Source organism: Streptomyces sp. NPDC021749, from assembly GCF_040640655.1.
GTDB lineage: Bacteria > Actinomycetota > Actinomycetes > Streptomycetales > Streptomycetaceae > Streptomyces.
Window position 1 is genome coordinate 33,294 of sequence record NZ_JBFACE010000040.1, and the last position, 14,941, is coordinate 48,234.

A 14,941-nucleotide genomic window follows, 5' to 3' on the forward strand; every position below is an offset into this window, starting at 1 on the left:
TCAGCACGGTGGGGGGCAACTGCTGAACGGCGGCGCGGAGTTGTGATCGGAGTCACGTCATCAGAGGTCGTCCTCAGTCAGGTGCCGCACGGCGGCTCGTAGGAGAGGTGGGGGAGGTACTCGCGCCATTTCGCCGGTGTCAGGACGCCCCGCGTGGTGGCGCAGATACGGCGGATCGCCGGGTCGGGGTCCAGGCTCCACAGCCGGACGGTGCCGGCGCCGCTCGACACCCCGAGCAGATGGCTCGTGGGGCTGAACGCCAGGAAATTCCCGGTCTTGGCGTTGGGGCTGGTGGCCTGGCCGATGGGGGTGGCCCGGGACGGGACCGCGACGTTCCAGAACCGGACCGAGTTGTCGTCGCCGCCGCTCGCCAGGGTCCGGCCGCTCGGGTTGAACGTCAGCGACACGACCGCCTCGGTGTGGCCGGTGAGCGGTGGGCCCAGCGGCGTCGCCCTGCGGGGCTCGGTGACGTTCCACAGCCGGACCGTGTCGTCGTCGCTGCCGCTGGCCAGCGTACGGCCGTCCGGGCTGAAGGCGAGCGTGTTGACGGGACCGAGGTGCCCTCGGAGCGGGGCGCCGGACAGGGCGGTGTGCCGCGGATCGGACACGTCCCACAGCCGGATGGTGCCGTCCGCGCTGCCGCTGGCGAGCGTCCGGCCGTCCGGGCTGAAGACCAGCGCGTTGATGAAGCCCTTGTGGCCGGTGAGCGGAGTGCCGAGCGGAACCACGTGGGACGGGTCGCTGACGTTCCACAGCTGGACGGTGCGGTCGTCGTAGGCGGTCGCGAGGGTGCGGCCGTCGGGGCTGTAGGCCAGTGAGCCGGCGCCCGCGAAGCGGGTGTGCAGGGTGCGGGGCCGCCCGGCCAGGGCAGGGCGGGCCGGGTCGGTGACGTTCCACAGGTACAGCATCCGGTGCCCGGTCCGTACGGCGAGGGTGCGGCCGTCGGGGGAGAACACCATCGAGCGCTGGTAGCCGTCCGCGGGCATGAACGGTCTGCCCAGCGGCACCGGCCGGCCGGGGTCCGCCACCTTCCACAGCCGTACCCGTCCGTCGCGCGCGGCCGTGGCGAGCACCCGCCCGTCCCGGCGGAACGTCCCGCTGCGGCCGATCATGTCCGATGCCGGTATCGACCACAGGCGGGCCTTGCTGTCGCCGCTGCCGGTGGCGAGGGTCCGGCCGTCGGGGCTGAAGCCGAGGGCGTACATCTCGCCGCTGCCGCCCGCGAGGGGCTCGCCGACCTGCGACGGGTACGCCGGATCGCTGACGTTCCACAGGCTCGCGGTGCTGTCCGCACTGGCCGCGGCGAGCATCCCGCCGCCGGGGCTGAAGGCCACGGACCAGATGGGACCGGTGTGGCCGGTGAGCGGCGAACCGATCGGTCCCGCGTGCGCAGCGTCGGACACGTCCCACAGCCGGATGGTGTCGTCCGCGCTGCCGCTGGCGAGCGTCCGGCCGTCCGGGCTGAAGGCCACGGAGTGCACGATGTCCGTGTGCCCGCTGAGCACCCGGTCGACGGTTTTCGGGTGCCGCGGATCGGACACGCCCCACAGCCGGATGGTGTCGTCGTCGCTGCCCGCCGCCAGCATCCGCCCGTCGGGGCTGAACGCGACGGAGCGTACGGCGGCGGTGTGGCCGGTCAGCGTGGCGAGCGCCTTCGGCCGGGACCGGTCGGTCACGTCCCACAGGCGGACGGTGCGGTCATCGCCCACGGAGGCCAGGGTGTGCCCGTCCGGGCTGAAGGCGACCAGGTAGATCGTGCCCTGATGGCCGGCCAGCGGCTTGCCGAGCAGGGAAGGGCGACGGGGGTCGGCCACGTCCCACAGCCGGATCGTGCCGTCGTCGCCGGCGCTGGCGAGGGTGTGCCCGTCCGGGCCGAAGACCGCGCTGCTCACCCAACTCGTGTGGCCGGTCAGGGGCTTTCCGAGCGGCTCGGGGCGGCCCCGGTCGTGCACGTCCCACAGGCGGACGGTGCGGTCGTAGGCGGCGGTGGCCAGGGTGTGGCCGTCCGGGCTGAACGAGGTGAGGTAGACGGCGCCGGTGTGGCCCCGGAGCGGCGTGGCCAGCGGGGCGTTCACGATCGAGATCAGCCGGTTGCTGGCGCCCTCGTCGTGCGGCCGCAGACGGTGCGCCACGAGGTCCAGTTGGGCCGACAGGGACGGGTCCGTGTACTGGGCGCGATCGGCTTCGGTGAGCACCTGCTGGAACACCGAGTCGTCCCGCTGCTGCCACGCGACCACCGCCGCACCGACGGCCAGCATCGCCATGACGACCACAGACGCCACCGCACCGCGGCTGAGCCACACCGTGCGCCTGCGCAGCCGCACCGAGGCGGCCAGGAACTCCACCGCGCTGCGGGTCAGAAAGGTGTCACCGGCGGATTCCGCCCAGGTACGGGCCTGTTCCAGACGCGAACCCCGGTAGAGGAGGGAGGTGTCACGGTTCGAGCCCTCCCAGGCCCGGCCGTCCTCCTCCAGGCGCTGGCGCAGCAGATTGCCGTTCCGGTCCTCGTCGATCCAGTCGCGCAACCGCGGCCAGGCGTGCAGCAGTGCCTCATGGGTGATCTCCACGGCCTCCGCGTCGAGCGTCACCAACCGGGCGTGCACCAGCGCTTCGAGCGATTCCTCCGTTTTATGCGGGTCGGTGGACTCGTCCGCCAGTTGGCGCCGCGTCCCCCGCCTACGGGTGGCCTGGGTGTCCTCGCCCAGCCGGACCAGCCTGAGGAGGAGGAGCCGCGCGGCCGTGCGTGCCGTCGGGTCGAGGCCGGACCAGGCCCGCTCGGCGGTCGCCGCCACCGCCCCCTGGATGCCGCCCGCCGCGCGGTAGCCGGCCAGCGTCAGCCGACCCGCCTTCCGCCGCTGCCAGGTGGCGAGCAGGGCATGCGAGAGCAGCGGCAGCACGCCCGCGTCGTGCGCCCCGCCGGGGCGGTCGGCGCTCACCTCACGGACGATCAGTTCCGCCAGCCCCGGCTCCAGCTCCAGCCCCACGGCCTTGGCCGGACCGGTCACCGCCTCCCGCAACTCCGCGCTGGTCAGCGGCCCGAGCACCATGTGCCGGTGCTGCAGCGCATCGGCCAGTTCCGGATATCCCAGACATTTCTCGTAGAAGTCGGCGCGTATGCCGATGATGACCAGCACCGGGGCCGGGTCACCCGACCCGTCCGGGGTGCACGCGGCGTGCAGGAGCTGGATGAACGTCCGCCTGGCCGCCTCGTCGGAGCAGAGGGTGAACGCCTCCTCGAACTGGTCCACGATCACGACCGGACGCGCATCCGCCGCCCCCTGACGTGCCCCCCAGACCCCGAAGGCCTCCCGCACGGCGCGGGCGAAGGGCGGGGTGCCGGGTTCTGCCGGAGCAGAGGGGGCCGCTGGGGCGCGGGGCGGCGCCGGCGTGCGAGGGGGCGTCGGTGTACCGGGCCGGCCCGGCGTGCCGGGCTCCGTCGCCGCGGTCCGCTGCGCGGCGGGGACGACGTCGGCGAGCCCGGGAATCCGGCGGGTCAGCTCCCCGACCGGATCACCCCCCGGCACGAGCTGCACCACCTCCCGCGCCCCACCGTTCCCCCCGCCCTGCGCACCGCTCCGCAGCGCGGGCACCAGTCCGGCGTTCAGCAACGACGACTTTCCGGCCCCCGAGGCGCCCACGAGCATGACCAGGCCACCCGTCCGCTCCGCCGCGCGGAGCTGGGCGGCGAGGGCCTCCGTGCTCCGCTCCCGGCCGAAGAACCACCGGGCGTCCTGCGAACGGTACGAAGCCAGCCCGCGGTACGGGCAGACACCGGGGACGGGCGCGGCGTCATCCGCGGGCCGTTCCTCCTCCTGCGCGGACGCCGCGGCGCGGTCGCCGACCGCCTGCTCCCACAGACGCTGCCACTGCACCAGGTCGTACAGCCCCGTCGACACCGGTACCGGCCGCAACCGCCGGGCCTGGGGGATCAGGACGTGCAGCACCGCGGCGAGGGCGGCGAACTGCGCGGGCACGTTCTTGGCCCGCCGCCAGTCGCTGATCCGCTGCACGGACACCCGCACCGGCCGCCCTCGCTCGTCGACCCGCTGCAGTCGGACGACCGCCTCGGCCACCTTCTTGAGAGGAGGGTTGCCGGCCTCCTTGTACAGCAGCGCGAGACGCTCGGCGAAAGCTGAGCGTGCCCCTGAGTCGGAACTCAAGGCCTCCACTCCTTACTTCCCCCGCAGCTGGACATCCGGACCGGAAAACTCACCTTAGCTGGCTGACCTGTGCTTCAGCCCCCGCCCCGACTCCGGAACCTCCCCGCCGGGACCCACGACTGGCAGTATCACCGACCAGCGGCGCAGCAACCGGGCCGGCCCGGCCGGACCTCCCGCCCAGCACTCGGAGTGCCGGGCGAACCACCAGGTACTCGAACGGCTCCGACTCCTCGGACAGACGACTCCCGACACCTGTTCCCGGCCACCCCGGCCGTCACCACCAGCCGGTGACGACGGCCGGCGGTGACGACCGGGACGCATCGGAACGAGGACCTGGAGCCTGCCGGCCCCGGACTGCCGCCGCGTCGACCACGGTCCGGCCCTTCCCGGATCCGCGCCGGTACGGGGGGCGCGGATCCCCGCCGCCCGCGCTGTTCGGCACCGGTCCCCACGAGGGGAGGGACCGGCGCCGAATGGCGCGGCGTTGCTTGGGGGGGGCTGTGACGATGCTGCCCCGCAGGTGGGGTGTGTGGTGCACCTCACTGCTGTTTGTTGCGCCGGCAGGCAAGCGGCAAGCGTGCGGGCCCGGTTCGGGTTGGTTCGTCAGGCCCCAAGGATCTCGTCTGAGCCCGACGCGCTGAAAGCTCCAAAGGACGCTGGTGTGGCCTGCGCGCTGGTTCATGGAACGCGGCTCGAAGCAGGACCGACGTCTTGCCTTCCGGGGCTCTGTGGCATTGACGAGACCGGCGCGGCACTCGCTGTTGCCAGCCCAGGGGGTGAGAAGGTGAGAGTTTCGAAGGTGTTCGAGCTTCGCCAGCCGGTGCTCGCCCACGGGGGCGTGCGGGGCGGGCCGGGAGGGGAGATACACGGTGCGAGTGCTCTTGGCCGAAGATATGCAGCTTCTGCGTGGCTCCTTGGTCAGTCTGCTGCGGCAGGAAGCGGACGTCGAGGTCGTAGCAGAGGTGGAGCGTGGTGACGAGATCGTGCCGACCGCGCTGCGCACCGATCCTGATCTCGCTCTCATCGATATCGGGCTACCAGGCATGGACGGACTGACCGCAGCGGCCCAGTTGCACGACCGTCTCCCGTCATGCCGATGCCTCATCGTCACGAGCCTGGGGAGGCCCGGGAACGTCCGGCGTGCTTTGGAGGCACACGCCACGGGATTCGTGTTGAAGGACACCCCGCCGGACCAACTCGTCCTGGCCATGAGGAAGGTCGCGAAGGGCGAGCGGGTCATCGACTCGGAGCTTGCGGCAGCCGCGCTGGAGAGTGCTCCGAACCCCCTCACCCCGCGAGAGGCCGAGGTGCTACGAGAGGCGGCCGAAGGCGCGCGGCCACAAGAGATTGCCCAACGGCTGCACCTGGAGCTCAGTACCGTACGGAATCATCTGTCGCGGGTTGTCACCAAGTCAGGCGCCAGAAATCGCGTCGACGCCATCCGGATTGCGCTGCACGAAGGATGGATCTGACGTCTTCCAGGGCAGCAGCCGGCGCTGGGGCAGCGACGTGACGTCGGGTGGGCTCATTCGGGTCGTCAGGCAGTCAGCCGGCAGGCGGGCCTCCAGCCGGAACTCTTCGCCACGGCCATTTGCCGGGCGTGAGACGAGCAGGGTTCCTCCCAGGAGGGCGACGCGCTCGCACAGGTTCCGCAATCCGCTTGCGTCGGATGGCTCGCCAGGCCGGGCGGGGTGCGGACGATCGTTGACGACGATGAGCCGGGTGGTGCCCTTGTGCTGGGTGATGCGTACGGCGCAGTGGCGTGCCGTGCTGTGGCGGACGACATTGGTCACGGCCTCTCTGAGTACCGCCGCCAGAGTGCTGCCGGAACGGTGGGACAGTTCGACGCCGTGGTGCGAGAAGTGGGGCGTGATGCCGGCCGAGCGGAGTGTTGAGCGGGCAGCAACCAGCTCCGACTCCAGGGAGAGGTGGCGGTAACCGCGGGCCACCTCACGGACTTCGGCGTGCGTCTGCCGGATGACGTCGATGAGCTCGGCGATCTCGATGCGGGCGGCATGGGTGTTCTGAGCGAGCAACCGGTGGGTCAGCTCGGCCTTGACCGAGGCGCTGGAGAGCGTATGGCCGACCAGGTCGTGGAGGTCGCGTGCGAACCGTAACCGCTCCTGGGTGACGGCCAGCTGGGCCAGATCCATGCGCAACGTGTGCACCTCGCGGATCTGAATGGCCAGTCGCACCACGGCGAACTGTGTCAATCCAATCAACCCGGTGACCACGGGTCCGTCCAGGGCGCGCTGTGCCTCGTGGACGATTCCGTACACCAGCAGCGGATTGACGACGGTCACACAGCCGGCCAGGAACCAGGCCGTCCGGCCGCGCACGCTGAAAAGCAGGGAGCCGACGAGAAATCCCGGCACGCCGTTCCACAACTCCCCGACAAGGAAATGGGGGAGATGGGTCAACAGGCCCTGCACCGCGAGGACAATGGGGCCCCAGCGGAGCGGGTGGCCGTTGAGGACGCGCGCGCTGACCTGTATGTGTATACCGGTGATCGCCGCCGCCGCGATCCCGCTGACGATGGTAGTGCTGGTACTGACAGGCGCTCTGGCGATGTGTAAGAGAACCACGCCAAGGAAGCCGACCGAAAGAACTGTGACGATAGCCAGTGCCAATGACTGTGCTCGTGGTGGTGTACCGGACTCGGTGCCGAACCTTGCTGTTGCGTCCCCCATGAAAGCCTCCGAAGTGAGCGCGTTTCCGCTGTGCAGTGCCACGGTCGGCTCCGGGAAGGCGCGCCGACTGGCTCCTGGGGTTCGCGCGCTGGCGCTCCTTCGACAAGGCGACCAACGTCGTTGCGAAGGCGTCAGCGCCCTCGCGAAGACCGGCGGCAATCATAAGGAACCATGCTGTGGACCACGGCCCTTTATTTTTGGCCAACCCGACCAGGCGAGAATCCGGACGTGCATGGTCGGCCCGAAGGTCCTAGTTGGATTTCTGCATTCCGGTTTCGAGGTGCCAGCTGCCTCCCCGTACCGGTCGCGGGGGCAGGGGCGCCGTTCCCCCAGGCCGGCTGTGAAGTATTACCAGGGGATTTCAGGAGTTTCTCTCTCGCCACGAGGCTGATCCCCCGGCAAGATTCATGCTCCGCCGACCACGAACGAGGTGTGCCGACCCGGCTCTCCGGCCCCGTCATGCTCGGCAAACGTGCAGATCGCAGAGGGGAATTCGATGGACAAGCGCTATGAGAATTACTGCATGGCCGACCCAGTCTTCTTCGAAGCCCCCGGCCGGTCCGGCAGTGGTGCGAGTGGGACGGACTTCGAGATCTCCGGCCGCCCTGTACCCGAAGGATGGCGGCAGCATCGAGGGGACATGTGGCTCGAACTGCACCCTGTCGGCGAGCACATGGTGGAACAGGGGTGGAAGGTCCACGCCTCGGGCACGGCGGACAACGCCGAGCGCATCATCGAGGTGGTGTGGGACTACTGCGTCCCCCGCCGCTACGGATTCAAGTTTCTGTCCAGCCGGCATGCCTTCCTGGGCCAGAACGGCAAATATGCACCGCGCGGAGCGAGCGGAAAACTCGTCACGATCTACCCTCGTGACGAGCAGGAGTTGACCGACGTATTGACTGGTCTCGCGGCGCTTCTGCAGGGCGAGTGCGGCCCGTACATCCTCAGCGATGCGCGGTACGAGGACGGACCGCTCTATGTGCGGTACGGAGGGTTCCGCAAGCGGGAGATCATATTGGAGAGCGGTGATGTCGTCCCGGCAATCAAGCGGCCGGACGGTGAACTCGTGCCGGACATCCGCAGGCCGGTCTTCGAGGTGCCGGAGTGGGTGACTCCGCCAGAAATCCTAAGGAAGAGTATCGAAGCGCGTACGGTGCCCTCGGAGGAAACCTTTCCGTATCAGATCCTCAAACCGCTCCACTTCTCCAACGGCGGTGGAATCTATGTTGCCAAGCGCGTCTCCGATGGACTTCAGGTCGTTCTCAAGGAAGCCCGTCCGCATGCTGCGCTCGATATGGAGGCAGTCGACGCGGTAACACGGCTCTTGCGTGAGCGGGACACCCTGGCCAAGCTCGACGGAGTGCGGGGTGTGCCGCGGCTCCATGAGCACTTCACTGCCTGGGATCACCACTTTCTGGCCATCGAGTACTTCGACGGCGAGCGGCTGAGTTCCAAGGAGGCCCAGACCTACCCGTTGCTCGGTGCTGACGTCGATGAGGAGCGGAAGGCCGCCTACACACAGTGGTCCATGGATATCTGCCGTCAGGTGGAGGCCCTGCTCGGTGAGATCCACGACCGGGGCGTCGTATACGGCGACCTGCACCCGCACAACATTCTGGTGCTTGAGGACGGCCGGGCGGTGCTCGTCGACTTCGAGACCTCCTCCTTTGACACGGGGGGATTTCAACAGGCGATGGCGGCTCCCGGATTCGCGGCGCCTCGCGAATACCGAGGGACACAAGTCGACCTCTACGCGCTCGCGATTCTGCGGCTTTGGCTCTTCATGCCGCTGGTTCCGGTTCTCACGTTGGACCGGGAGAAAATACACGACCTGATCGATGCGATGCGGGAGAACTTCCCCGTACCGACTGAGTATGTCGAGGCCATCCGCCATGGCCTGGGAAGGTCGATGCCCAGGACCAAGGCGGTGCAAGCGGGCATCGGCCGCCCGAGGGTGCGGATTCAGGACGAGTCCACAGATTGGCCGCGGTTGCTGGACTCCATGGCGGAGGCGATCAGGGCCAGTGCGACGCCGGAGCGGGAGGACAGACTCTTCCCTGGCGATATCCGGCAGTTTTCTCACGTGGGTGAGACCTTCGCCTTCGGCGCGGCAGGTGTGCTGTATGCGCTGTGCGAAAGCGGCTACGAGATCCCTGAAGGGGCGGACGAGTGGCTGTTGGCCGCTGTGGAACGCAGCAGCACCAACCAACCGGGTTTCTTCGACGGCCTGCACGGAGTGGCTCACGCGCTCCACAGAATCGGCCGTGAGGAGCACGCTCTGCGCCTGATCGAGCAGGTGGACCCCGCACTCGATCAGCTGACGAACCCGAATCTGTTCGGTGGGCTGTCCGGTATCGGGCTCAACCTCCTGCATTTCGCCGAGGTCACGGATGACAGCACGATGCGTGGACGCACCGCAGGATTGGCGGAGAGGGTAGCCGAATCGATCGTCAGCGGAAGCTTCCCGCGCACCGCCGGCGTACGCGCGGGATCAGAGCTCGGCCTGGTCCGCAAATCAATGGGGCCGGCCGGCCTCATGCACGGCTGGTCCGGGCCCGCGCTCCTCATGCTGCGGATGTACGAGCACTCCGGTGACAAGGCGTGGCTGGACGTGGCATTCAAGGCCTCCCACCTGGACCTGGACCGCTGCCGGGTGTCGAGTTTCAACACTTTGAACGTCGATGAGGGATGGCGACTCAATCCGTATATCGAGGCCGGGGCCGCAGGAGTCGCCCTCGTTGGCTCGGAGCTGCTCCGTCATAAGAAGGACGGCCGGCTGTCGGAAGCGGTCGAAGCGGCACACAACACCTGCGCCGGTGGCTTCTTCGTGCAGCCCTCCCTCTGGAACGGCCGGGTGGGCCAGATGGTGGCCCTGCAGCACATCACAGGCCGCAACCACCCCGAGACGGCCCTGGTCACCCGACGCCATCTCGAACGATTGTCCTGGCATCAGCTCGGTCTCCACGGAGAGGTCGTTTTCCCCGGCTTCCAGCTGATGCGGGTTTCGATGGACTACGCGACTGGAAACGCGGGCATTCTGCTCGGCCTCAAGAGTGCGCTGAGCGGCACCGCGAGTTTCCTCCCATTCCTCCATCAGGACCGTCACACGTCCTGATGGCGGGTTAACACCCACCACGGGGCCGTCTCGACCCCACATCTTTCAAGGAGCGTCACTATGGCGAACATTCTCGACCTGCAGTCCCTGGAGCTTCCCGATGAGGACGTTGTCGCCCTGGGTTCCGGCCAGAGCTCGCACTGCAACGACACCAGCGGCATCAGCATCTTCTGCTGAGTGACTGACTGATCCGGATGAGTGCGGGGCGGCGTGAGCCGCCCCGCACGTCGTTTCCGACCGCGGCGGTCAGCCGGGCAAGCCGCGGCACCCGAAAGGAAAGTCGATGGACGACAGGCAGCGAGGCCCACATGACCGGGCACCGGGCACATGGCTTCGGATCGCCGAATGCGCTGCTCCCTTTCGCGGCCGCCTCATAGGCTTCTCTCTCCTTGTACTGCTGGAAGCGGTGCTGATAGTCGTGCCGGCACTGCTCACCCGGCATATCGTGGACGAAGGTGTGCTCCGGCACGACACGGGTCGCGTCCTTCAACTGGTCGCGTTCCTCGTGGTGTTGGCGACGGTCACCGCCGGGGTGACCTTTCTCGAACGACGACTTGCCGTTGGCATCGGCGAGGGCATGACTCTGAATTTGAGGCGGCGTGCCTTCGCCCATGTCCAACGTATGCCGGTCTCCTTCTTTACCCGGGTGCCGACCGGAAGCCTCGTTACTCGTCTCGATTCCGATGTCCTGGGCGCCCAGAAGGCCTTCACCACCACCGCAGCCACCCTTCTGTCGAACCTCGTCGCTCTCGTTGCGGTGGCCGTCACCATGGTCTTCCTGTCCTGGCAGATCACCGTTCTTGCTGCCGTCATGGTGCCCGCGTGCCTGCTGCCGGCCCGCATGCTCAACAGGCGACTGCGCACACTGAACCGGAGACAGCTGACCGACAACGCCTCGCTCGCGAGCTTCATGACTGAGCGGTTCAGTGGCCAGGGGGCGGTTCTCGCCAAGCTCTACGGTCGGCCTGAGGCCGAGGCCCAGCACTTCGAGCGCCGAGGCAAAAGGCTGCGCGATACCGGTATACGGCTGACCGCTACCAATGCCCTGCTTGCACTCACCGTTTCCTGGCTGGCGACCATGGGAACAGCTGCGGTGTATCTGGCCGGCGGGCTCCTGGCGGTCGACGGTGGCATCACCGTGGGCACCCTCATGGCCATGGTCACCCTGATGGCCCGTCTGTATGGCCCCATCACCTCTCTGTCCGAGGCTCGCGCCGAGGTCACCGCTGCGGTGGTCAGCTTCGAGCGGATCTTTGAGGTTTTGGATCTTGTCCCCGACATCCTGGACAGACCCGAGGCCGAGGCGCTGCCCCCGGACGCAGCGTCCATCACGTTCGAGGATGTCCGATTCCGTCACCACACCTCGGCCGGCTCCCGCCTCGTGTCGCTCGACGAGAGGACCGTCCGTGATGGAGAAGAGCGGGACATCCTCCGGGGCATCGATCTGCACGTAGAGGCTGGCCGGACCGTGGCCGTGGTCGGTCCGTCGGGCGCCGGCAAGTCGACTCTGGTCAACCTGGTGTGCCGGCTGTACGACCCGGTTGGTGGCACCGTTCGGATCGGTCAACATGATCTGCGCACCGTCACCCAGGAGTCGGTGCGGGAAGCGATCGGAGTGGTGGCCCAGGACAGTCACTTCTTCCACGACACCCTGCGGGCCAACCTCACCTACGCGCTCCCCGACGCCACCGAGGAGGCATGCAAACGTGCCTGCCGGGATGCCATGGTCTGGGACACCGTGCAGCGATTGCCGGAGGGCTTGGACACCGTGATCGGAGAGGGTGGGCATCACCTCTCGGGGGGTGAACGGCAACGGCTCGCCATTGCACGCCTCTTGCTGAAGGATCCGAGGATCGTGGTGCTTGATGAGGCGACCGCCCATCTCGACTCGGAGTCGGAACGCAAGGTCCAGCAGGCGCTGGCACGCGCCCTGCACGGTCGCACGGCGCTGATCGTGGCCCACCGTCTTTCCACCGTGCGGGGGGCCGACCGGATCGTGGTGCTACGGGACGGCGGTGTGGTCGAGAGCGGCACCCACGAGGAATTGTTCGCGGCTGACGGGCTTTACGCCTCGCTGTACCGGGCACAGTTCGGCGGCGGCGTGCCCGGGCCCGGACGGGCGGTCGGCATCACCGCTTGAGATAAGCCAGAACGGCCAGCACCCGTCGGTGATCCGTACCGCTCGCGTGCAAGCCCAGTTTGTCGAAGATGTTCCCGATGTGCTTCGCCACTGCTGCCTGGCTGATCGTGAGGTCCTCAGCGATCGCGGCGTTGGCGCGTCCCTCGGCCATCAGCGCGAGCACTTCGGTCTCGCGGGGGGTGAGCGCCTGTATGGAGGACTGTCCGCGGCGCCGCCCCAGCAGCCGACGGACGATCTCCGGGTCGATGACGGTCTCGCCGGCAGCCACTCGCCGTACCGAGTCGAGGAAGTCCAGGACGTCACCGATGCGGTCCTTGAGGAGATACCCGGCGCCGGCATCGCCCGTTTCCAGCAGTTCGGCGGCGTAATCGGCCTCCAGGTATTGCGACAGCATGAGCACGGCGAGGCCCCGGTGCTCCCGCCGCAGCGCCACCGCCGCCCGTATGCCCTCGTCCTTGAACCCTGGCGGCAGACGAATGTCCACCACCGCCAGATCAGGGGCGTGCTCGCGCACCGCGGCCAGGAGTGAGGGGGCGTTGTCCACTGCCGCCACCACGTCGTGGCCGAACTTCCCGAGGATCTGTACGAGACCCTCGCGCAGCAGGGCGGAATCCTCCGCGATCACGAGGCGCATGGAATCTCCACATGCAGGCGGGTCGGTCCGCCGTCCGGACTCGACACATGAACGGAACCTTCGAAGGCGGCCACCCGGTCGGCGAGTCCCAGCAGGCCGCTGCCGGCGTCCGCATCGGCGCCGCCGACGCCGTTGTCGTAGACCTCCAGAACCAGACGGGACCCCCTGCGTCGCAGGGACAGCCGTGCCTCGGTCGCGCAGCTGTGTTTGACGACATTGGTCAGCGCTTCGCAGGCCACGAAGTACGTTGCCGCTTCCACCGCCTCTGGCGGGCGCGTTCCCATGTCTCCCAGATCGACCTCCGCCTCGGTCGGCACGACGCAGTCCTCGGCCAGAGCGGTGAGGGCGGACGGCAGCCCGCGGTCGGTGAGGGCCGCAGGGTAGATGCCATGAACCAGGTCGCGCAGCTCACTGAGGGTCGTGCGGGCCTCCTGGTGTGCCTTGTCGACCAGTTGCCGGGCCGCCGGATCGCCCTCGGCAAGCTCCAGGCGGGCCAAACCCAAGGTCATGATGAGCGCGGTGAGTCGTTGCTGTGCGCCGTCGTGCAGATCGCGCTCGATCCGGCGGCGCTCCGCGTCGAAGGCGCCCAGGATGCGGGCCCGGGAGCGTATCAATTGCCCGATTTTTTTGTCCTGTTCGGACGCGGAGACCGTGCCTCGCCTCGTCAGCAGGCCGGTAGCAAGACGGGCTCGCAGGTCCGCGTACCTGGTGAGCACCAGGAAGACGACAACCAGGACCACGGCCCCGCACGGCACCAGGAGGGCGGCCTGGAGGCCCGTACGGGCCTGGAACACGGCCACCCGCAGCTCACCGCCGTGCGCGAAGCTGCGCAGTAGTGGAGCTGCGAGAAGAGTGGAGGACAGCAGCACGCCCCCCACCACCAGGGCGAAGTCCGCGATGGCCAGGACGCAGTGGACCACCGCGTACCCAAGCTCCCACCACGTCGCAGGCTCACTGAGGCGTCGCCAGGCCCACGTGAGCAGGCCACCGTCCTCTCGTGTGTGCGGTGCGTGGGGGGTGGGGGCCTGCCGACCTGTGAACAGTCGGAGCCGAGCCCGTTCCACCGCGCCGAGAGGGATGCCGGAGAGCGCCGCGGCGGCCAGCAACGGGATACCGATGGCGAACAGGGCGGTCGCCGCACCGAGCGCCACCGTGGGAAGGCAGGCCACCAGCCAGAGAAGCGCCACCGGAAGGCCGCCCGCCAGGTACAGAGCCGACCGGCCCAGCTGCTTCGACTTTCGGCGCAGCGGGACGCATAACGCCGCGGTACGTCCCTGTGCCTGCAGTTTCACTGTCCCCCCCCCGGGCTGCGCCGGCCCCCGGGTCGTGGATCAGGGGTAGATCCAGCACTACCGCCATATTCCACCACGCTCCACTGACGATGCCCTCCGCCAGGGATTGGATGGGGTCATGAAGACGTCACCGCCGCGCTCCATCGACTACCGGCCCGTTACGGGCGAACATATGGCCGTCCGGCTGTGTTCCTTGCGCAAGGTGCACGGCAAGGGGGCGGGTGCGGTGACCGCCTTGGACGGTGTGGACCATGGATTCCCTGCAGGCACGTTCACTGCCGTCATGGGGCCCTCGGGGTCGGGCAAGTCGACGTTGATGCACTGCGCGGCCGGACTGGAGCGCCCCACCGCGGGGACCGTCGTCCTCGGCAACCGTGATCTGAGTGCCATGTCCGAGCGTCAGTTGACGCTGCTGCGCCGAGACCGCGTCGGTTTTGTTTTCCAGGACTTCCACCTCATCCCTGCGCTGAGCGTCGCCGCGAACGTGGAGTTACCGCTGCGTCTGGCCGGCCGTCGACCCGATGCGCACCGCCTGGACGATCTGTTGTCACGGGTGGGCCTGCACGACCGGCGCCGCCACCGGCCCGGTCAGCTCTCGGGCGGCCAGCGGCAGCGCGTCGCTCTCGCCCGCGCACTGATCACCCGGCCCGAGGTGGTCTTCGCCGACGAGCCGACCGGTGCGCTGGACCGGGCCTCCGGACGAGAGGTCCTGGCGTTGCTTCGCGGGGCCGTCGACGACTTGGGGGCCACCGTGGTCATGGTGACCCACGACCCGCAGGCGGCAGCCTGGGCCGACGAGGTGGTGCTGCTCGCCGACGGGCGGCTGGTCGACCGGCTGGCCGGGCCCGACACCACCACCGCCGAGACGATCGCGGCCCGCCTGGCCGCCCTGGGAGTGTGACCGGCCGTG

General features: G+C 68.7%; 9 protein-coding genes. 5 read left to right on the top strand and 4 right to left on the bottom strand.

Annotated elements, in window-relative coordinates; genetic code table 11:
* Window positions 1–77: 77 nt before the first annotated feature.
* A complete protein-coding gene (locus AB0G35_RS30135) occupies window positions 78–4,169 on the bottom strand; it encodes an AAA family ATPase (protein WP_360956042.1) in 4,092 nt (1,363 codons plus the stop codon).
* An 860-nt stretch (window positions 4,170–5,029) separates the two neighbouring features.
* On the opposite strand from AB0G35_RS30135, the gene AB0G35_RS30140 reads away from it, so the two are divergent.
* The gene (locus AB0G35_RS30140; RefSeq protein WP_360956044.1) at window positions 5,030–5,632 is read left to right on the top strand and encodes a response regulator transcription factor; all 603 of its coding nucleotides are present in this window, start codon (window positions 5,030–5,032) and stop codon (window positions 5,630–5,632) included.
* On the opposite strand, the gene AB0G35_RS30145 is transcribed toward AB0G35_RS30140, so the two are convergent.
* A complete protein-coding gene (locus AB0G35_RS30145) occupies window positions 5,573–6,892 on the bottom strand; it encodes a histidine kinase (RefSeq protein WP_360956046.1) in 1,320 nt (439 codons plus the stop codon). The genes AB0G35_RS30140 and AB0G35_RS30145 overlap by 60 nt on opposite strands.
* Before the next feature lie 430 nt (window positions 6,893–7,322).
* Here AB0G35_RS30145 and lanKC point away from each other — a divergent pair, with 430 nt between their 5' ends.
* From lanKC to AB0G35_RS30160, 3 genes are all read left to right on the top strand, one after another.
* On the top strand, window positions 7,323–9,965 hold the full coding sequence (lanKC, locus tag AB0G35_RS30150; RefSeq protein ID WP_360956048.1) for a class III lanthionine synthetase LanKC: 2,643 nt from the start codon (window positions 7,323–7,325) through the stop codon (window positions 9,963–9,965).
* A gap of 60 nt (window positions 9,966–10,025) precedes the next feature.
* Complete coding sequence (locus tag AB0G35_RS30155) at window positions 10,026–10,142, top strand: class III lanthipeptide (RefSeq protein WP_360956050.1); 117 nt, start codon at window positions 10,026–10,028, stop codon at window positions 10,140–10,142.
* Between the two features lie 106 nt (window positions 10,143–10,248).
* Window positions 10,249–12,105, top strand: a complete 1,857-nt coding sequence (locus tag AB0G35_RS30160) for an ABC transporter ATP-binding protein (RefSeq protein WP_360956052.1) — start codon at window positions 10,249–10,251, stop codon at window positions 12,103–12,105.
* Here the strand turns inward: AB0G35_RS30160 and AB0G35_RS30165 are convergent.
* The gene (locus tag AB0G35_RS30165) at window positions 12,095–12,739 is read right to left on the bottom strand and encodes a response regulator transcription factor (RefSeq protein WP_360956054.1); all 645 of its coding nucleotides are present in this window, start codon (window positions 12,737–12,739) and stop codon (window positions 12,095–12,097) included. The two genes, AB0G35_RS30160 and AB0G35_RS30165, sit on opposite strands and share 11 nt — an antisense overlap.
* Entirely contained in the window at window positions 12,727–14,031 is a 1,305-nt protein-coding gene (locus AB0G35_RS30170; protein ID WP_360956056.1) for a sensor domain-containing protein, read from the bottom strand. Before AB0G35_RS30170 ends, AB0G35_RS30165 begins: the two co-directional genes overlap by 13 nt.
* A gap of 118 nt (window positions 14,032–14,149) precedes the next feature.
* Here AB0G35_RS30170 and AB0G35_RS30175 point away from each other — a divergent pair, with 118 nt between their 5' ends.
* Window positions 14,150–14,932, top strand: coding sequence for an ABC transporter ATP-binding protein (locus AB0G35_RS30175; protein WP_360956058.1), 783 nt, complete (start codon window positions 14,150–14,152; stop codon window positions 14,930–14,932).
* The last annotated feature ends 9 nt before the right edge of the window (window positions 14,933–14,941 follow it).

Excerpts from the sequence above, each read along its gene's own strand:
- AB0G35_RS30165 (WP_360956054.1), bottom strand. The coding sequence starts at position 12,739 with ATGCGCCTCGTGATCGCGGAGGATTCCGCCCTGCTGCGCGAGGGTCTC.
- AB0G35_RS30175 (WP_360956058.1), top strand. The coding sequence starts at position 14,150 with ATGAAGACGTCACCGCCGCGCTCCATCGACTACCGGCCCGTTACGGGC.
- AB0G35_RS30155 (WP_360956050.1), top strand. The coding sequence starts at position 10,026 with ATGGCGAACATTCTCGACCTGCAGTCCCTGGAGCTTCCCGATGAGGAC.
- AB0G35_RS30160 (WP_360956052.1), top strand. The coding sequence starts at position 10,249 with ATGGACGACAGGCAGCGAGGCCCACATGACCGGGCACCGGGCACATGG.